We start from the raw sequence: 17,293 nt of genomic DNA, 5'->3' as shown, positions 1-17,293 counted from the left end.
ATAGCTCGAAGACCCTTACCAAGAAAGGCCGTGACGATGGAAGTTGTCATTCTCCCTGGCACCAAGCAGATCGGTGCGCTTGCAGCCGATGCCATTGAAGCGTTGGTCCGCCGCAAGCCCAATGCTGTTCTGGGCCTTGCCACGGGGTCCTCGCCGCTGCCCGTCTATGACGAACTGGCGCGCCGCTACGATGCCGGGGGACTGGACTTCAGCCAGGCCCATGGTTTCGCGCTCGATGAATATGTGGGCTTGGAGGCCGGGCACCCCGAGTCCTACCGCGAGGTGATCCGGCGCGAATTCACCAACCGGGTGAACATCAAGCCGGAGAACGTCCACGGGCCGGACGGTGCTGCCGAGGACCTGGAAGCAGCCTGCCAGGATTATGAGGATGCCATCAAGGCCGTCGGCGGCGTGGACCTCCAGATCCTGGGCGTGGGCACTGACGGGCACATCGGCTTCAACGAGCCAGGATCCTCCCTGGCGTCGCGGACGCGGATCAAGACACTGATCGAGCAGACCCGCAAGGACAACGCCCGCTTCTTCGACAGCATCGATGACGTTCCCCACCATGTGGTGACGCAGGGACTGGGGACGATCATGGATGCCCGGCATGTGGTGCTGGTGGCGACGGGTGCCCAAAAGGCGCAGGCTGTCCGCGATTTCGTCGAAGGCCCCGTGGCGGCGATCTGCGCTGCATCGATCCTCCAGATGCACCCGCACGCAACAATTTTGGTGGATGAGGCAGCCGCGTCATCGCTGAAATTGGCCGATTACTATCGCCACACGTTCGACAACAAGCCGGAGTGGCAGGGCATCTAGACGGTAAGATGTTTGGCATGACTACGCTTCCTCCGGATCCATTCGAAAACGACCCCATGCGCGAGCTTTCCGGAGCCGGAACGTCCACTGCCACCATTGAGCGCGAAGAAACGCGCCAGGAAGTGGAACCCGGCGACCGCGAGCGTTTTTCCCACTACGTCCGCAAGGAAAAGATCATGGAGTCGGCTTTGACCGGCGAACCGGTCATTGCCTTGTGCGGTAAGGTCTGGACACCCGGACGTGATCCCCAGAAGTTCCCGGTCTGCCCGGAGTGCAAGGAGATTTACGAAGGCCTCCGCCCCGGCAACGACGGTGGAAACAACGGCGGCCCGGGCAACTCCAAGTAGTGGGTGGGAAGAGAACACAGGTCCCTTCTGATCGTCACAGTTGCCTCCTCCAACCCGGCTTCTTAGCCGGGTTGGAGGCCATGGGCGCTGCCATCAGGCCGGGGGAGCCAGCATGACAGAAACACTTTTCGGCGGCCCATCCCTGCCTCCGGCGTACCCGGAACGGGCCGCCTGGGGCACTGCGCCCAAGCTCCGCGCCTGGCAGCAGGAGGCGCTGGACCTCTACATGACCCGCAACCCCAAAGACTTCCTTGCCGTGGCTACCCCTGGTGCCGGTAAGACTACTTTTGCGTTGCGGATTGCCACCACCTTGCTGGACAGCGGTGTGGTCAACAGGATTACCATCGTTGCCCCTACCGATCACTTGAAGCGTCAGTGGGCTGACGCCGCAGCCAAAGTCGGGATCGCCATCGACCCCAACTTCAAGAACTCCGATGGCCAGCATGGCCGTGGTTTTGTTGGCGTCGCAGTGACTTACGCGCAGGTGGCGAGCAAGCCCATGTTGCACCGCGCAAAGACCGAAGCGGCGCGTACCTTGGTGATTTTGGATGAAATCCACCACGGCGGTGAAGCGCTCTCCTGGGGTGATGGCCTGCGTGAGGCCTTTGATCCTGCCGCGCGGCGCCTGTCGCTGACCGGTACGCCGTTCCGTTCGGATACTTCGCCCATTCCCTTCGTCGAATACGCCGAGGACCGCGACGGCATCAGGCGTTCAAAGGCCGATTACACCTATGGTTACGGCAATGCGCTGAGGGATCACGTGGTCCGTCCCGTGCTCTTCATGGCCTATTCGGGCCAGATGCGGTGGCGCACCAGTGCAGGCGACGAGATGGCTGCTTCACTGGGTGAAGCAGCTGTCACCAAGGACATCACCTCCCAGGCGTGGCGTACTGCGTTGAACCCCACCGGGGAATGGATCCCCGCCGTTCTCGCCGCGGCGGACAAGCGCCTGGGCGAGGTCAGGCGGACAGTGCCCGACGCCGGTGGCCTGGTTATTGCCACGGACCACGACGACGCCCGCGCCTATGCGGGCCAGCTCAAGAAGATCACAGGCCAGTCGCCCACGGTGATCCTCTCGGACGACTCCAAGGCCTCGAGCAAGATCGAGGAGTTCTCCGCTGGGGACCAGCGCTGGATGGTTGCCGTCCGCATGGTGTCCGAAGGAGTTGACGTCCCGCGTCTTTCTGTCGGTGTGTACGCAACCTCAACCTCCACTCCACTGTTCTTCGCCCAGGCTGTGGGTCGTTTTGTGCGTGCCCGCAAGAGGGGCGAAACTGCGTCGGTCTTCCTTCCGTCGGTGCCGCCGCTGATGATCCTCGCCAACACCATGGAGGCCGAGCGTGACCACGCCCTGGACCGTCCGGAGAAGGACGAGGATGGTCTCTTCAATCCCGAAGAGAACCTCATGGCCGAGGCCAACCGCGAGGACAAGGCATCGGATGAACTGACCAAGGGCAAGTTTGAAGCGCTGGACTCCCAGGCCTCTTTTGACCGCGTCCTTTTTGACGGCGGCGAATTCGGCACCGGTGCGGACATCGGTTCCGATGACGAGCTGGACTTCCTTGGCATTCCCGGGCTCCTGGACGCCGAGCAGGTAGGGACGCTGCTGCGTCAGCGCCAGCACGATCAACAGTCGCGGAAGAAGCGTCAGTCGCCGCTGGCCGCTGCTGCCTCTCCCGCTGTGCCTGACCACCGGATGCTCATGGATCTGCGAAACGAGCTGGCCAAGAACGTCGCCGCCTGGGCTGCCCGAACCGGTACCCCGCATGGGGTTGTCCACACCAAACTTCGTGAAGTGTGTGGCGGTCCGGCGGTCGCCCAAGCCAACGAGGAGCAATTGCAGGCCCGTTTGCGCAAGCTCCAGGATTGGTTCATCGGCAGGAAGTAGCGGAACCGTCATCCCTCAGATACGCCAAAGGGCGCCGCGGTTGCGGCGCCCTTCGGCGTATCTGCTGCGGGCCTTCCGTGTCTGTTCAGAAAGCGGCAGCTCAGTCGCGTTCGACGTCGACGCCGGCTGCTTCCATCTCGTCCAGCGCATCGGTGAGGTCTTCGGCGATTCCGGCCGTAAGGCCCGCGATGACGGTGGTGTTGTAGCCGGCCTGAACGGCATCAAGTGCCGTTGACTTCACGCAGTAGTCGGTGGCCAGACCCACCACCACAACGTCCTCGACGTCGTGGCTTTGCAGCCAGTCATCGAGCCCGATCGCATCCTCCTCGAGGACCTCGGCTACGGTTGCACCGGCCTTCAGGTCTCCGGTAGGGACGTCATCTTCGGGCGCGAGGACCCCTTCAAAGCCGGAGTAGGCCGCGGTGTATTGTCCCTTGCGGAAATAGGCCTGGATGTACTCGGGGTCGAGGTCTTCGTGCAGTTCCGCGCCCTTTGTCCGCGCGCGGCAGTGCGGAGGCCAGGAATCCACCATGTCGGGGTCATCCGAGAAGTGTCCGCCCGGTTCGATGTGCCAGTCCTGCGTGGCAACGATGTGGTCGAAGTGCTGCTGGTTGGCATCAACATACTCGGTGATGGCTCCGGCGATTGCTGCGCCGCCTTCAACGGCGAGGGTACCGCCCTCGCAGAAGTCGTTCTGGACATCAACGATGATCAGGGCACGGGACATCAGTTCTCCTCGTAGACAGTGGGAATGGCGGCCTCGCCGCGCTGGAGGCGGTTGACGACGGCGGGCAGCTCGGCCATGGTGGCCGTGTGCCTCTCCTTGGCGCGGATCACGCCTTCGGGCCCGGTCCATCCCGGGAGGACCTCGCCGTTCTTGACGAATTGGTGCAGAAGTACGCGGTCGTTGCCGTCGTCCTGGGGCCGATGGCCGATGCCCACCACCTCTTGGGTGGCGCGGCCGCGGTCATTGAGTTTGCGCAGGGCGTACTTCCGTCCACCCACGCTGGCTTTGTTCTTTGCGGCCTTGGCCACTGAAATGAACTCGCCGGAATCGTTGGTACGGCTCACCAGTTTGTAGACCATGCTGGCCGTGGGAGCACCGGAACCGGTCACCAGGGACGTGCCCACGCCGTAGGAGTCCACCGGGGCCGACTGGAGGGCAGCGATGGCGAATTCGTCAAGGTCCGAGGTCACCACGATCCTTGTGTTGACGTTGCCCAGGTCATCCAGCAATTGCCGGACCCACTGTGCCTGGGCAATCAGGTCCCCGGAATCCAGGCGGACTGCACCGAGCTTGTCGCCGGCCAGTTCCACGGCAGTGCGCACCGCGGTCTCGACGTCGTAGGTGTCCACCAGCAGCGAGGTCCCGGGTCCGAAGGTCGCGATCTGCGCTTCGAAGGCTTCCCGCTCGGTGTCATGGAGCAAGGTGAAGGAGTGGGCTGCCGTGCCGACCGTCTTGATGCCGTAGCGGCGTCCGGCCTCCAGGTTGGAGGTGCTGGCGAAGCCGGCGATCACGGCGGCGCGCGCTGCCGCCGTCGCCGATTCTTCCTGGGTCCGACGGGAGCCCATCTCGATGCAGGGGCGGGTGCCCGCTGCGGAGGTCATGCGTGAAGCGGCGGAGGCAATGGCACTGTCGTGGTTGAGGACGGACAGGATGTAGGTCTCCAGGATGCAGGCTTCTGCGAAGGTGGATTCGACGATCAGGATGGGGGAGTTGGGGAAATAGGCGTCGCCCTCGGCGTAGCCCCAGATGTCGCCGCTGAACTTGTAGTCTGCCAGATAGTCCAGTGTTTCCTGGTTGACCACTTTGTTCTGCTGGAGGAATGCGAGCTCGGCGTCGCCGAAGCGGAAGTCGGCTATGCCCTCCAGCAGGCGCCCCGTGCCGCCCACCACGCCGTAGCGCCGGCCGTCCGGCAGCCGCCGGGCGAAGGCTTCGAAGACCGAACGACGATGCGCGGCGCCCGAATGCAAGGCGGCCTGAAGCATGGTCAGTTCGTAATGGTCGGTGTACAAGGAAGTTGCGGGGTGGTCCCAGGACGTGGCTCTACTCACGAATTCACTCTAGTGCGAGCCGCCATAGAATGGACAGATGAGCCCCAGCGTTGCGTATGGCACGGACATCGATGAGCGGACCAAAGCTGCAGAGCAGTCCGCCACCGATGTCCTGACCGCCCCTGATATCCCGTGGAACCTTGTGATCTGGAATGATCCGGTGAATCTGATGAGCTACGTGAGCTTTGTCTTCCAGAGTTACTTCGGCTATTCCGAGTCCAAAGCCCACAAGCTGATGATGGAGGTCCACAAAAAGGGCCGCTCCATCGTGGCCCACGGAAGCAAGGAACAAGTGGAGCAGCACGCGGTAGCCATGCACGGTTTTGGCTTGTGGGCCACCGTGGAGAAGGCCGCGAGCGGAAACGAAACACCCGGAAAGGGCGGCCGCCAGCGTGGCTAAGGCATTCAAGTACGGACTCAAGGGCATCACGGGATACCTCGAACCCGCTGAACGGGACCTCTTGCGCGGATTGCTGGACGACGTCATTTCCATGTTGGAGCAGGACGTCAAGGAGAACGAGGACCCCCTGGCGGCCCTCATCGGCCTGGACATGGACGTCAAGCAGCCCAGCGACCGTGCGCTGCTGCGGCTGCTGCCCAACGTCATGAAGGACGACGACGGCGGCTCGCTGGAGTTCCGGCAGCTCACCGAACGCTCGGTGCGGGAAAACAAGATCGGAGCCCTGAGGGCCGCGGCCATGGGGCTGGACAAAGACGACCTGGTCCTGACTCCAGAGGACGCCACGCGGTGGTCCATGGCCCTGAACGACGTCCGCCTGGTCCTCGCCGAACGCCTGGACATCCGCGATGAAGCTGACGCCGAACACATCCACAGCATGCAGGACTGGAGCCAGGCCGAAGACGTGGAAAGTTACCTGGCCCTGGTCTACAACTTCACTACCTGGCTGCAGGAGTCCCTGGTACAGGCCATGATGGCGGCAAGGCAGGGGAAATCCTGATCCGGACGGCCAAGTGCTGCTCCTGCCGTGTGACACATCAGACACGAGGCGGAGACCACAGGTAATGGCCGCACACCAAGGGAAGCCTTATTCTCGAATAATTATGACTTCAGCATCGGGTTCACCAAGCGGCGCCCTGGGCTCTGACGCCCCCATCAGCACGGGGGAACTTGTCGGCACGCGCCCGATCGGCATTTTCGACTCCGGAGTCGGCGGGTTGACCGTTGCGCGCTCCATCATCGACCAGCTTCCCAACGAGTCAATCCTCTACGTAGGTGACACTGCCAACGGCCCTTACGGTCCCCTTCCCATCGCCGAGGTGCGGGCCAATGCTTTGGGCGTGATGGATGAGCTGGTGGATTCGGGCGTGAAGTTGCTGACCATTGCCTGCAACTCCGCCTCCGCCGCCGTGCTCCGGGATGCGCGGGAAAGGTATACGGCCCGCTATGGCATTCCGGTCATCGAGGTCATCCAGCCGGCCGTGCGGCGGGCTGTCGCGGCTACGCGTTCAGGCAGGATCGGCGTCATCGGAACCTCAGCCACTGTTGGGTCCCGTGCCTACGAAGATACTTTCGCTGCTGCTCCTGACCTCACCATCACCTCAGTGGCCTGCCCGGCCTTCGTGAACTTCGTGGAGGCTGGCATCACCACCGGACCTGACCTTCTCGCTGCAGCCAACGAATACCTGGAGCCGCTCAAGGAAGCCGGAGTGGACACAGTGGTCCTCGGATGCACCCACTACCCGTTGCTGACCGGCGTCATCTCCTTCGTCATGGGCGAGGACGTCACGCTGGTTTCCAGTGCCGAGGAAACAGCCAAAGACGTGTACCGCGCCTTGGCCAACCATGGCATCCAGCGGACGGAGCCCACCACGCCAAGCCACGAGTTCATTGCCACTGGAGATGCTGCCCAGTTCGAGACCCTCGCCCGCCGTTTCCTGGGACCGGAGGTCCTCTCGGTGAAGCACGTGGACCATGTGGCGGCGCAGTACCCCACCGGCAGCCTGGCCCGTATTACGCCCGAGATGTTGGAAGCGGCACGCTCCGGAACCGGCCTGTCCCGGCGCTCGTACTTTGTACAGCCGGATCCGGCCGTCAACGCCGGCGCGGGCAACACCCTGGGGCGTGGATTGTGAAACTCACCATTGTGGGCTGCACGGGCTCATTCCCCGGACCCGGTTCCCCGGCGTCGTGTTATTTGGTGACCGCGCATGACGGTGAGCGCGAATGGAAGATCGTCATGGACCTGGGCAGCGGTGCTTTGGGTGCCATCCAGCGTTACACGGATCTGGAAGACATTGACGCAATCTTCCTCACCCACCTCCACCCGGACCACTGCATGGACCTCTGCGGACTCCACGTGGCCGTTCGCTGGAAGCCAGGCGGATGGGGGCGGGACCGGCTCCCGGTCTGGGGACCTGCCGCTACGGCGGACCGGATGGCCACAGCCTATGGCCTGGATTTGGATCCGGGCATGCACGAGGAATTCGACTTTACCCACTGGGCCGAACGGCAACCTGTCACTGTGGGCCCCTTTACGGTGACCCCGTTTGCCGTAAACCACCCGGTGGAAGAGGCCTACGCGTTGCGTGTGACTGCCACCGAGCCCGGCAAGGACGGTGTGGCGGTTACGAAGGTCCTGACGTACTCCGGGGACACCGATTCCTGCCAAGGCCTGGAGGATGCGGCCAAGGGCGCGGACTTGTTCCTGTGTGAAGCGGCGTTCGAGGAAGGCCGGGACGATGACGTCAAGGACGTCCACCTCACCGGCAAGCGTGCGGGGGAGGCAGCAACGAACGCTGCTGCCAGGAGGTTGCTGTTGACCCACATTCCGGTATGGACTTCACAAACCAAGGTCCTGTCCGAGGCGAAACCGGTCTTCGCCGGCGACGTCGCCGTAGCTGTCGCAGGAGTGCATTACACGATCTAGTCGAAGGATCCAGTAGAAGGATCCAGTCGAACGATCCAGCCTGGAAGGCGCCGGCCAGTGCGGGCGCCGGGGGTGTCCGGGCTTGGCTAAGCTTGGAGCATGACTTCTGAAGCTACAGCCACCCCCGTCATCCGTGCCGATGGCCGGACCCCAGACCAATTGCGCCCCATCAGCATCACGCGCGGCTGGTCCAAGCAGGCCGAAGGTTCGGCGCTGATCGAGTTCGGCAACACCCGGGTCCTGTGCACAGCTTCCCTGACCGAGGGCGTGCCGCGCTGGCTTAAGGGCGAAGGCCGCGGCTGGGTCACCGCGGAGTACGCCATGCTGCCCCGGGCTACGAACACCCGATCGGACCGCGAGTCCGTGAAGGGCAAGATCGGCGGCCGTACCCACGAAATCTCACGCCTGATCGGGCGCTCACTGCGCTCGATCATCGACACCAAGGCGTTGGGTGAGAACACCATCGTGCTGGACTGCGACGTCCTGCAGGCCGACGGCGGCACACGCACCGCTGCCATCACGGGTGCTTATGTCGCGCTGGCTGAAGCCATCCGCTTCGCCCGGGAGAACAAGCTGATCGCGCGCAACGCCGAGCCGCTGGTGGACACCATCGCAGCGGTCTCCGTGGGAATCATTGACGGCGTGCCCATGCTGGACCTGCCCTATGTGGAGGACGTCCGGGCCGAGACGGACATGAACGTTGTGGTCACCGGATCCGGAAAGTTCGTCGAGGTCCAGGGCACCGCTGAAGGTGCTCCCTTCGACCGCGACGAATTGAACGCACTGCTGGACCTGGCCCTGCTGGGCACCACGCAGTTGTCAGCCATCCAGCGCGAAACCCTGGCCGAGGCCCCGTGAGCGGCACGGCAGCAACCGCGGCTCCGCGCCTTGTCCTGGCTACCCACAACAAGGGCAAGCTGAGGGAACTCAGGGAGTTGCTGCGGGACCAGGTACCAGGACTCGACGTCGATACCCAGGTGGTGGACGCCGCTGCGGCCGGTGCCCCGGACGTTGCGGAAACCGGCGTCACCTTTGCCGAGAACTCGCTCCTGAAGGCCCGCGCCGTCGCGGAGGCTACGGGTCTGGTCGCGATTGCCGATGATTCCGGCTTGGCCGTCGATGTTCTGGGCGGAGCCCCGGGCATCTTCTCGGCGCGTTGGTCCGGAACCCACGGGAACGACACCGCCAACCTGAACTTGTTGCTGGCCCAGCTCTCTGATGTTCCGGACGACTTCCGTGGAGCTGCGTTTGTTTGTGCTGCCGCTTTGGCTGTGCCGGGCTCCGATGGCATCGCCCATGAAACCGTCGAATACGGCCAGCTCGAAGGGACGCTCCTGCGTGAACCCCGGGGTGTGGGTGGCTTCGGCTACGACCCCGTGCTGCAGCCGGCCGGCATGGACCGCAGCTGTGCAGAACTGAGCCCGGAGGAGAAAAACGCCATCAGCCATCGCGGCCAGGCGTTCCGGGCACTGCTTCCCGCGATCGTCTCGGCTTTGTCCGGCCCCGGTTCGCAGTAAGCTCTGCGTCAGCAAAAAAGGCACCCCGCCGATGCGGGGTGCCTTTTTTGCTGTTCCGGGCTCCAGGCGCGGCCTGTGCCTCGGAGCGGCTGTGAAGCCTCAGTGCTCCTGCTTGCCGCCCTCGTGTTCCTCGATGAACTCCTCCACGGGGTCCCCGCCTCCGGCAGCCGCACGGCGCTTGGCCACGAATCCACGTCCAATCTCAATGAAGATCGGGATGACCGAGATCAGGACGATCACAATGAAAATGATGTCGATGTTGTTTCCGACCCACTCGAACTGGCCAAGCCATGCACCGAGCAGGGTCACTCCGCCGCCCCAAAGGACAGCGCCGATGACGTTGAAGAGGAAGAACTTGCGCTTATCCATCTGCGCAACGCCCACGATGACCGGCACGAAGGTCCGGATGATGGGAACGAAGCGGGCAAGGATCAAGGCCTTGCCACCGTGCTTTTCAAAGAACGCGTGGGCGCTTTCGACGTTTTCCCTCTTGAAAAGCCGTGAATCAGGCTTGTTGAAGATGGCCGGGCCGGCCTTTGACCCTATGAGGTAGCCAGTCTGGTTGCCGATGATGGCAGCGACGATGATCAGGCCGCACATGGCGAAGAGATTGAATTCGATGGCACCGGTGGAGACCAGCAGCCCTGCCGTGAACAGCATCGAATCACCCGGCAGGAAGAAACCCACCAGGAGGCCTGTTTCTGCGAAAACGATGGCGCAGACCAGGAGGATCACCCAGGGTCCCAGCGGTGAATCGCGGAGGAAGACGTCAGGGTTCAGCCAGTCCGGCAGGAACGAAGCCATGGAGGGTTGAACCGGTCCCGCACCCCCGATGGTGGATACGGCAAGGTCGTTTATCGCAGAAAAGATCACCCAACAAGCCTACTTGACGGCCGTCGTCGTGATTTTCCCGGCGCGAGCCTTGACTCCTGCTTCACTGCTTGTATGGTTAGTTACATGAGTAACGAACCAAAGAGGCGGTGGTGCTCATGATCGATGACAGCAAGCCGATCTTCCTTCAGATCGCAGAGCTCATCGAGAACGGAATCGTGGACGGAACCATGGCCGAAGAGTCGCAGGTGCCCTCCACCAACGAGTTTGCTGCCTTCCATCGGATCAACCCGGCGACCGCCGCCAAAGGCGTCAACCTGCTGGTGGATTCAGGAATTCTGTACAAGCGCAGGGGGATAGGGATGTTCGTAGCAACAGGGGCCCGCGCCCAGTTGATAGCGCGCCGCACCGAAGAATTTGTCGAGCAATACGTCAAGCCGCTGGCTTTGGAAGCCCGGAAGCTGGGCATTACGGCCGAGCAGCTGAACACCATGATTGAACGCACCTCCGGGCTTGTACCGGAAACCGGGACAGACAAAGAAAGGAGCGCGGCCCTGTGAACGAGACCATCGTCGAGGCCCGTCACCTGATCAAGCACTACAAAGACCTCAACGCACTGGACAACGTCAACCTCAGCCTCTCCGCGAACCGTATCTACGGCCTGCTGGGGAGAAACGGCGCCGGGAAGACCACGCTGATGTCCATCCTCACCGCCCAGGCCTTTGCCACCTCCGGGGAAGCACTCGTCTTTGGCGCCAGCGCCTATGAAAATGACGCCGTGTTATCCAGGATCTGCTTCATCCGGGAATCGCAGAAGTATCCGGACGATTTCCAGCCCCGCCACGCTTTCCGCTCTGCCGCCCTGTTCTACAAGGACTGGGACCAGGGTTTCGCGGACCGGCTGGCCGAAGACTTCCAGCTTCCCCTCACACGCCGCATCAAGAAGCTCTCACGGGGGCAGTTATCCGCCGTCGGGGTCATCATCGGCCTCGCCTCCCGCGCAGAACTGACCTTCTTCGATGAGCCGTACCTGGGGCTCGACGCCGTTGCCCGGCAATTGTTCTATGACCGCCTGGTTGAGGACTACGCCCGGCACCCGCGAACCATCATCCTCTCCTCCCACCTGATCGATGAGGTAGCAAACCTCCTGGAGCACGTAGTGGTGATTGACCGGGGCCGGATCATCATGGACGCCGATGCCGAGGAGATCCGGGGTTCGGCCGTCACGGTATCCGGCTCTGCCGAAACGGTGGATTCGTTCCTCAGCGGCAGGAAGGTCCTGCACCGCGAAACGCTCGGATCCCTGGCGTCGGTGACCGTGGACGAGGTGTTGGATCACCGCGAACGCACCGAGGCCCGGGAGTTGGGGCTTGAACTGTCGCCGGTTTCCTTGCAGCAGTTGGTGGTGCGAAAGACCATGGCCGGCGCCGACTCTGCAGGGACGCCGAGTGGCGACTTCGCCGATGACACGATGGAGGCACGACGATGAGCAGGACCATGGCAGTTGCCCGGATGCAGCTGATCAACAAGTGGACGTACATCGGGTGGCCGTTGACCATCCTGGCGGCTTCCTTCCTCATGTCGCTGGCCATCTTTGCGCTCATACCCGTCACCGAAGGGAAAAACGGCGGCGGCAGCCAGGCGCCCCTGTGGTACTTCCTGGTCCTGGGAATCCAGAGCATGACCCTGGTGTTCCCGTTTTCCCAAGGACTGAGCATCAGCCGCAAGGCTTTCTACCTGGGAACCCTGGGCTTGTTCTCGCTCATCGCGGTGGGCATGACGGTGCTCTACATGCTCGGCGGCGTCATTGAAAAAGCCACCAATGGCTGGGGTGTCTACGGCTACTTCTTCAACATCCCGTGGGTCACGGACGGTCCGTGGTACTCCACTGCCGCGTTCTTCTTCGTGGTGATGATGTTCATGTTCATCATCGGGTTTTGGTTCGCCACGGTCTTCAAGCGCTGGGGGACCACCGGGACGTTAATCTCGACCCTGGGTACCGGGCTGCTCCTGATTGGTGTGGCCGCCTTGTCCACCTTGCTTCAATGGTGGGGAGCGATTGGGGCCTGGTTTGCCCAGCAGAGCCCCCTGAGCATCAGCGGCTGGGCAGCGCTGCTGTGTGTGGTCCTGGCTGCCGGCTCCTACACAACCCTTCGCAAAGCCACCCCATAGAGGTCAACGTGTAGCGTTCGCCACAATACTGGCCTGGAGAGGCCGCCCCGCCGCGGAAATCGGCAGGGGCGGCCTTTGCCGGCTGTAACCTTGTCCAGTGGCATTGGACTTTACGGCGATCGACTTTGAAACAGCCAACGGCTTCCGGGGGTCGCCGTGTTCGGTGGGCCTGAGCAAAGTCCGCGGCGGAGTCGTGGTGGAAGAAGCGTCCTGGTTGATGCGCCCCCCGGAGAACCACGACCACTTTGAGTTCCACAACACCCGCATCCACGGGATCAGGGCCGAAGACGTTGCCGGCCGTCCACGGTTCGGTGAACTCTTTCCCGAAATCGGTGCGTTCATCGGCAGTGACGTCCTCGCAGCCCACAACGCAGCCTTCGACCTCGGAGTCATCCGTTCCGGCCTCGAAGTATCAGGGCTCGCCGGCCCCGCCTATGACTATGTCTGCACTGTCATGCTTTCCCGGCGCTGCTACTCCCTGGTGTCCAACTCCCTGCCGTACGCCGCGGAAGAAGCCGGGGTGCCCCTGGTCAACCACCACGATGCGGCGGAGGATGCCCGGGCCTGCGCTGGAATCCTGGTGGACATCGCCCGGCGGAACAACGCGAACAGCATCGCCGAACTGTATCTCTCCTTGGGCCTTAACCTTCCCCAGCAGCCTGCGTTCGATCCCTCCCAAGGTCTTTCCAAAGCCACCCGTTCTGCGCTCGCAGCCAGGATGGGAGGCGCTGGTGAAGCTGCGCCGGACCGTGCTGCCGGAGGTCCCAGTGGATGGTCGGCCTGGCCCGAGGAAGGCCCCAATCCCTTACCGAATCCCAGCGCGGAGCCCGGGCACCCCTTGTACGGACAGACTGTGGTTTTCACCGGGGATCTTGCCATCACCCGGCCTGAAGCCAAAGTGCGTGCCGCGGAGATGGGAGCCCGGCCCGAGAGCAGGGTGACGGCAAGGACCACCGTGCTGATCGTCGGCGACGGTTTTGTGGCCGGGGACCTGCGTGCCGGTCGACTCACGGGCAAAGCCAAGCGGGTGCTGGAGCTCCATGCCAAGGGCCAACAAATCGAGGTTGTCTCCGAAGGCGAATTCCTGCAGATGGTGGGCGGGGGCTAAGCCCTGACCGCGGACGGCGGGAATGGACACGGCAATGGTCACACTGCGCAACAATGCTTCCCGCCCGATGAACTGCGCTCCTAGCCTTGGTGGATGACCAAGCTTCCCTTTCACCCGTTGCAGTTGCGTGGGCACGATGATGCTGCAGGGGCTGAATCACACCGCAGGACTGATTGGCGTGCCGTTTTCGCGTTCCCCAATCCCGTGAACGACTACGCTGCCCGCATCACCGCCGGGCTCGTGGTGGTTCTGGCCGGGGCAACACTCGTGACGGGCTGGGGATGGGGCTTGGCGGTACTTGCCACAGGTTTTTGGCTCCGCGTGCTTTTTGGTCCCCGTGTTTCCCCGCTCGCGCTGCTTTCGGTTAAAGTGCTCGCACCCAGGATCGGGCACGTGAAGCTCGTTGCCGGCCCGCCCAAGCGCTTTGCCCAGGGCATTGGCGCCGCCTTGACCAGTGCCGCCGTCGTGCTGTTCTTCACCGGCCACCAGCTCGCTGCCTGGGTCCTGCTGGCTATTTTGATCGTGGCGGCCTCGCTGGAGGCGTTCGCCGGCTTTTGCCTGGGCTGCGCAATTTTCGGCTTCCTGCAGCGCCGCGGCATCATTCCCGAGGCTGTTTGCGAGGCCTGCAACAACGTGGCGCTTCGCAGCTCATAGCTCCCGTTATCCGGTAGTGACGGCCAGAAGCCTCTCTCCCATACCACGGATGACCTCGGGGGCTTCCAGGGCGGCGAGCCAGTCGGCAGGGAGGCATTCTTCGCCGTAGAAGGCCCCCAGGATGTTGCCGGCGATGGATCCGGTGGAGTCGCTGTCACCGCTGTGGTTGATGGCAACGGCCACAGCATTGCCGAAGTGCTCCGCTGGTGAAGCGCCACTCGTGGCCAGCACGGAGTACAGTCCGACGGCGAGTGCCTCCTCGGCGACCCAGCCCTCACCGAGCGCTGCGGTGAGCTCTTCGGGCTTCAGGACGGGGGATTGCTGCGACAACTGCAGGGCAGCCTCCAGCCGCTCGCCAAGTTCCGGCGCTTTGGTGGGAACACCGTTTACGTAGCTGAGGGCTGCGGTTGCGGCATCAAGGATGCCGCTTCCGGCCACGATGTTGTGGATCAATAAGCTGAAGGCCGCTGCGCTAAGCCGCGCTGAAGGATGTCCGTGTGTCAATGAAGCAGCGTCGGAACTCAGCTTGTAGACAGCCTCCCGCGGGATGTGGGGGACCAGTCCAAAGGGTGCTGAACGCATCACCGTGCCGCATCCCTTGGAATCAGGATTCACCGGACGGGCTACCGTGCCCATCTCCCCGGTAGCCAGGCCGCTCAGGCAGGCATTCCCGGGTGCCCTGCGGTGCCGGAGCACTTCCTGGGCATCGATCCACCGGGGTTGGGGTGCGGGTGCGGAGGAGGAAACAGCGACGTCCTGGGTGTTGAGCCACCGCAGGTAGGCAAGCCACAGGCAGGCGATTTCGTCCGCAGCCACGCCATCGTTGGCCCATTCAAGGGCTTCGACCAGGCCGTCAACGGTGTAGAGCGTCATCTGGGTATCGTCCGAGAAGTGGCTGCCGCCGTCGAGCTGTCCAAAGCCAATCAGGCCGGCAGGGCCGTACTTTGCACGGATCGCTTCGATGGATTCAAACTCCACAGCATAGCCAAGGGAATCACCCAGCGCGCCACCTAAAAGTGAGCCATGGACACGGGATTCGAAGGACGGCGCTACACGGGAGGAAGGTTCAACACTCATGCCAGTAACTTACCGTGCCCGCGAACGCCCGCTGATATGGTGGGGAAGCTGCCCGGCACCGATGAAACCTTGGAGGAACCTGCGTGCGTGAACCTGCTTGGCGACGATCCGGCAAGACACCTGATTACCGGTTCTCGCTTGCCAACGAACGCACTTTCCTCGCCTGGATCCGTACCTCCCTGGCCCTGCTTGCCGGCGCCGTAGCAGTTGACCAGCTGGCTCCCAACATCGCGCCGGCTCCGGTTCGGCTGGTCCTTTGCGTCCTTTTGGCATTGGTCGGCGCAGGTTTGGCCGCCTTGTCCTACCGCCGGTGGGGGCACATGGAAGCGGCAATGCGCAACGATCAAGCGCTTCCCTTCTCCCGTGTCATGTTGTTCATGACCATAGTGGTTGCCTTGGCAGCCTTCGCCTTCGCGGTACTGATCCTGGTGGCCCGGTGATAAAGGACATCCCTTGAGTGCCGACGTCCGCGATCCCGGCCTTCAACCGGAGCGGACCACGCTGGCGTGGCGCCGGACCCTGATCTCCCTGGTGGTGGTGGACCTTTTCATTTGGCGGAGTTGGTTGACGTCGGAGCCGTCCACGGGCACCCTTGCCCCCGGGCTCCCGGGGCTTGACTACCAAGGCCTCTGTGCGCTCATGTCAGCTCTTGCCACCGTCGTCCTCGCCTCCGTGGTGTGGATTCGATCACGCCAGCTCCAGGCCGGGAACGCCGCTGCTTCCCCGCAGTTGGTCCTGGTCAGCACCGTGGCCGTGGTGTGCCTTGGTGCAACTGCGATCGCCGCCATAGCTTTGGGCGGCTAAGCTCGAAGGCAGGATTCAGCAACCGCCCAGACTCGGCTGGCACAATGCTCAGAGCTTTGGACTTCCAAACGGCGTACCTGCGCCAAGGATGCGCCGGGCAGCAAGCAGCACTGGACAAGTGCGCGCAGCACGCTTCGGGGCCGGCCGGGACGCCTCCCTGACCAACGTTAAGGACACATTCGACATGACCTCTCCTGTTCAGGCCACTTCCGAACCCCAACCGGGGCTTTTTGCCCGCTTGTCGGCTGAGGCATTGGGATCGATGTTCATTGTCGTCGTGGCGGTGGGTGTCGGGATTTTCTCCAACCCGGGCGGGGCACCTGTCCCGGTTGCCCTGGCGGCTGGCCTGACAGTGACAGTTGCCATGCTGGCCTTCGGGCATGTGTCCGGTGGCCACTTCAATCCGGCCATCACCCTCGGCAACCTGGTTGCGGGCAGGATCCGGGCCATCGCTGCCGTGGCCTACCTGGCGGCCCAGATCGTTGGAAGCATCGCTGGTGCTGCCCTCGTGTACTTCGTGGTGACCACCGTCCCCGTGCTGACGAACGCCCGCGCTGCCTTCGACGTGGTGGCTCCTGGCTTCGGGGAGCACGCACCGGCCCAAACGCAGATGGCGGGGGTCCTGATGGTTGAAATCCTTGGTTCTGCCCTGCTTGTTGCGGTTTTCCTCGGAGCGACCGACGGCCGCCGGGCTGTTCCCGCAGTGGCTCCCTTCGCCGTAGGCCTTGCCATGGTGGTGTTGCTCCAGCTGGGGCAGGTCCTGGGCAACCTTCCCTTCAACCCCGCACGGGCAACGGCCCAGGCTTTCTTCAGTTCACCTTGGGCCATTGAGGGCCTGTGGCTCTTCTGGGTGGCACCGCTGATGGGCGCGGCGCTGGCCGGTCTCGTCTTCCGTGGTTTCCAGGGCCTTACCGCCGCCAACGGTGCCGGGACCACGGATGAGCAGGCGGGCGCTGTTGACGGAGTCCACGATGAATTCGATACCGACCAGGATGTGACGGTAGAGGCGGCCGAAACCGCTGATGCCAAGGTCCAGGACGCTTCGCCGGGCAAGAGCACGGTCAGCCGGGCACCTGCCCCTGCTGCCGCCGCAGATGATGCCCGTGATTTCTTCGACGGTAAAAAGGGCTGAC

21 protein-coding genes are annotated in these 17,293 nt (G+C 63.2%); 17 read left to right on the top strand and 4 right to left on the bottom strand.

All coding sequences use genetic code 11. The annotated features are described in order from the left end of the window. Positions 1-36 precede the first annotated feature (36 nt). From nagB to LDN85_RS13560, 3 genes are all read left to right on the top strand, one after another. Positions 37-819: a glucosamine-6-phosphate deaminase gene (nagB, locus tag LDN85_RS13570; RefSeq protein WP_026540157.1), complete on the top strand. Its 783-nt coding sequence runs from the start codon at positions 37-39 to the stop codon at positions 817-819. Between the two features lie 8 nt (positions 820-827). Further along, a complete protein-coding gene (locus LDN85_RS13565) occupies positions 828-1,166 on the top strand; it encodes a DUF3039 domain-containing protein (RefSeq protein WP_026540158.1) in 339 nt (112 codons plus the stop codon). A gap of 112 nt (positions 1,167-1,278) precedes the next feature. After that, positions 1,279-3,054, top strand: coding sequence for a DEAD/DEAH box helicase (locus tag LDN85_RS13560; RefSeq protein ID WP_026540159.1), 1,776 nt, complete (start codon positions 1,279-1,281; stop codon positions 3,052-3,054). Between the two features lie 100 nt (positions 3,055-3,154). On the opposite strand, the gene LDN85_RS13555 is transcribed toward LDN85_RS13560, so the two are convergent. Together LDN85_RS13555 and LDN85_RS13550 are read right to left on the bottom strand one after the other, a co-directional pair. Further along, positions 3,155-3,781, bottom strand: coding sequence for an isochorismatase family protein (locus LDN85_RS13555; RefSeq protein WP_223943313.1), 627 nt, complete (start codon positions 3,779-3,781; stop codon positions 3,155-3,157). Next, the gene (locus tag LDN85_RS13550) at positions 3,781-5,109 is read right to left on the bottom strand and encodes a nicotinate phosphoribosyltransferase (RefSeq protein WP_026540161.1); all 1,329 of its coding nucleotides are present in this window, start codon (positions 5,107-5,109) and stop codon (positions 3,781-3,783) included. Before LDN85_RS13550 ends, LDN85_RS13555 begins: the two co-directional genes overlap by 1 nt. A gap of 37 nt (positions 5,110-5,146) precedes the next feature. Here LDN85_RS13550 and clpS point away from each other — a divergent pair, with 37 nt between their 5' ends. The 6 genes from clpS to rdgB all read left to right on the top strand — a co-directional run bounded on the left by clpS (position 5,147) and on the right by rdgB (position 9,514). After that, positions 5,147-5,509 carry an ATP-dependent Clp protease adapter ClpS gene (clpS, locus tag LDN85_RS13545; RefSeq protein ID WP_026540162.1) on the top strand — a complete coding sequence of 121 codons (363 nt, stop codon included), beginning with the start codon at positions 5,147-5,149 and terminating at the stop codon, positions 5,507-5,509. After that, entirely contained in the window at positions 5,502-6,068 is a 567-nt protein-coding gene (locus tag LDN85_RS13540) for a DUF2017 domain-containing protein (protein ID WP_026540163.1), read from the top strand. The genes clpS and LDN85_RS13540 overlap by 8 nt, the downstream gene beginning before the upstream one ends. A 64-nt stretch (positions 6,069-6,132) precedes the next feature. After that, entirely contained in the window at positions 6,133-7,203 is a 1,071-nt protein-coding gene (gene murI / locus LDN85_RS13535; protein ID WP_035760504.1) for a glutamate racemase, read from the top strand. After that, positions 7,200-7,997, top strand: a complete 798-nt coding sequence (locus tag LDN85_RS13530) for an MBL fold metallo-hydrolase (RefSeq protein ID WP_026540165.1) — start codon at positions 7,200-7,202, stop codon at positions 7,995-7,997. Before murI ends, LDN85_RS13530 begins: the two co-directional genes overlap by 4 nt. Before the next feature lie 99 nt (positions 7,998-8,096). Beyond that, positions 8,097-8,855, top strand: coding sequence for a ribonuclease PH (rph, locus tag LDN85_RS13525; protein ID WP_011775233.1), 759 nt, complete (start codon positions 8,097-8,099; stop codon positions 8,853-8,855). Beyond that, positions 8,852-9,514 carry an RdgB/HAM1 family non-canonical purine NTP pyrophosphatase gene (gene rdgB, locus LDN85_RS13520; RefSeq protein WP_026540166.1) on the top strand — a complete coding sequence of 221 codons (663 nt, stop codon included), beginning with the start codon at positions 8,852-8,854 and terminating at the stop codon, positions 9,512-9,514. Before rph ends, rdgB begins: the two co-directional genes overlap by 4 nt. Positions 9,515-9,613: 99 nt before the next feature. On the opposite strand, the gene LDN85_RS13515 is transcribed toward rdgB, so the two are convergent. After that, a complete protein-coding gene (locus tag LDN85_RS13515; protein ID WP_175493349.1) occupies positions 9,614-10,372 on the bottom strand; it encodes a VTT domain-containing protein in 759 nt (252 codons plus the stop codon). A gap of 131 nt (positions 10,373-10,503) precedes the next feature. Here LDN85_RS13515 and LDN85_RS13510 point away from each other — a divergent pair, with 131 nt between their 5' ends. From LDN85_RS13510 to LDN85_RS13490, 5 genes are all read left to right on the top strand, one after another. Continuing rightward, positions 10,504-10,905: a GntR family transcriptional regulator gene (locus LDN85_RS13510; protein ID WP_223943312.1), complete on the top strand. Its 402-nt coding sequence runs from the start codon at positions 10,504-10,506 to the stop codon at positions 10,903-10,905. Further along, positions 10,902-11,834, top strand: a complete 933-nt coding sequence (locus LDN85_RS13505; protein WP_026540169.1) for an ABC transporter ATP-binding protein — start codon at positions 10,902-10,904, stop codon at positions 11,832-11,834. Before LDN85_RS13510 ends, LDN85_RS13505 begins: the two co-directional genes overlap by 4 nt. After that, on the top strand, positions 11,831-12,517 hold the full coding sequence (locus tag LDN85_RS13500) for a hypothetical protein (protein ID WP_091550187.1): 687 nt from the start codon (positions 11,831-11,833) through the stop codon (positions 12,515-12,517). The genes LDN85_RS13505 and LDN85_RS13500 overlap by 4 nt, the downstream gene beginning before the upstream one ends. Before the next feature lie 97 nt (positions 12,518-12,614). Then, a complete protein-coding gene (locus LDN85_RS13495; RefSeq protein WP_223943311.1) occupies positions 12,615-13,625 on the top strand; it encodes an exonuclease domain-containing protein in 1,011 nt (336 codons plus the stop codon). A gap of 93 nt (positions 13,626-13,718) precedes the next feature. Then, on the top strand, positions 13,719-14,279 hold the full coding sequence (locus LDN85_RS13490) for a DUF4395 domain-containing protein (RefSeq protein ID WP_223943310.1): 561 nt from the start codon (positions 13,719-13,721) through the stop codon (positions 14,277-14,279). Positions 14,280-14,285: 6 nt separating this feature from the next. On the opposite strand, the gene LDN85_RS13485 is transcribed toward LDN85_RS13490, so the two are convergent. Continuing rightward, positions 14,286-15,356, bottom strand: coding sequence for an ADP-ribosylglycohydrolase family protein (locus LDN85_RS13485; protein ID WP_223943309.1), 1,071 nt, complete (start codon positions 15,354-15,356; stop codon positions 14,286-14,288). A gap of 83 nt (positions 15,357-15,439) precedes the next feature. On the opposite strand from LDN85_RS13485, the gene LDN85_RS13480 reads away from it, so the two are divergent. From LDN85_RS13480 to LDN85_RS13470, 3 genes are all read left to right on the top strand, one after another. Further along, positions 15,440-15,796 carry a DUF202 domain-containing protein gene (locus LDN85_RS13480; RefSeq protein WP_026540174.1) on the top strand — a complete coding sequence of 119 codons (357 nt, stop codon included), beginning with the start codon at positions 15,440-15,442 and terminating at the stop codon, positions 15,794-15,796. 13 nt (positions 15,797-15,809) lie between these two features. Continuing rightward, on the top strand, positions 15,810-16,160 hold the full coding sequence (locus tag LDN85_RS13475) for a DUF202 domain-containing protein (protein WP_223943308.1): 351 nt from the start codon (positions 15,810-15,812) through the stop codon (positions 16,158-16,160). Positions 16,161-16,344: 184 nt separating this feature from the next. Then, positions 16,345-17,292, top strand: a complete 948-nt coding sequence (locus LDN85_RS13470) for an aquaporin (protein WP_223943307.1) — start codon at positions 16,345-16,347, stop codon at positions 17,290-17,292. The last annotated feature ends 1 nt before the right edge of the window (position 17,293 follow it).

The organism is Arthrobacter sp. StoSoilB20 (genome assembly GCF_019977295.1).
GTDB classification, from domain to species: Bacteria; Actinomycetota; Actinomycetes; order Actinomycetales; family Micrococcaceae; genus Arthrobacter; species Arthrobacter nicotinovorans_A.
Note: the sequence above shows the minus strand (reverse complement) of the source record. Positions and strands in the feature narration are given on the sequence as shown.

What these genes read in the sequence shown, in the direction of transcription:
- nagB (WP_026540157.1), top strand. Translation starts at nt 37, where the DNA reads ATGGAAGTTGTCATTCTCCCTGGCACCAAGCAGATCGGTGCGCTTGCA.
- LDN85_RS13565 (WP_026540158.1), top strand. Translation starts at nt 828, where the DNA reads ATGTTTGGCATGACTACGCTTCCTCCGGATCCATTCGAAAACGACCCC.
- LDN85_RS13560 (WP_026540159.1), top strand. Translation starts at nt 1,279, where the DNA reads ATGACAGAAACACTTTTCGGCGGCCCATCCCTGCCTCCGGCGTACCCG.
- LDN85_RS13555 (WP_223943313.1), bottom strand. Translation starts at nt 3,781, where the DNA reads ATGTCCCGTGCCCTGATCATCGTTGATGTCCAGAACGACTTCTGCGAG.
- clpS (WP_026540162.1), top strand. Translation starts at nt 5,147, where the DNA reads ATGAGCCCCAGCGTTGCGTATGGCACGGACATCGATGAGCGGACCAAA.
- murI (WP_035760504.1), top strand. Translation starts at nt 6,133, where the DNA reads ATGGCCGCACACCAAGGGAAGCCTTATTCTCGAATAATTATGACTTCA.
- rph (WP_011775233.1), top strand. Translation starts at nt 8,097, where the DNA reads ATGACTTCTGAAGCTACAGCCACCCCCGTCATCCGTGCCGATGGCCGG.
- LDN85_RS13510 (WP_223943312.1), top strand. Translation starts at nt 10,504, where the DNA reads ATGATCGATGACAGCAAGCCGATCTTCCTTCAGATCGCAGAGCTCATC.
- LDN85_RS13500 (WP_091550187.1), top strand. Translation starts at nt 11,831, where the DNA reads ATGAGCAGGACCATGGCAGTTGCCCGGATGCAGCTGATCAACAAGTGG.
- LDN85_RS13490 (WP_223943310.1), top strand. Translation starts at nt 13,719, where the DNA reads ATGACCAAGCTTCCCTTTCACCCGTTGCAGTTGCGTGGGCACGATGAT.
- LDN85_RS13485 (WP_223943309.1), bottom strand. Translation starts at nt 15,356, where the DNA reads ATGAGTGTTGAACCTTCCTCCCGTGTAGCGCCGTCCTTCGAATCCCGT.
- LDN85_RS13470 (WP_223943307.1), top strand. Translation starts at nt 16,345, where the DNA reads ATGACCTCTCCTGTTCAGGCCACTTCCGAACCCCAACCGGGGCTTTTT.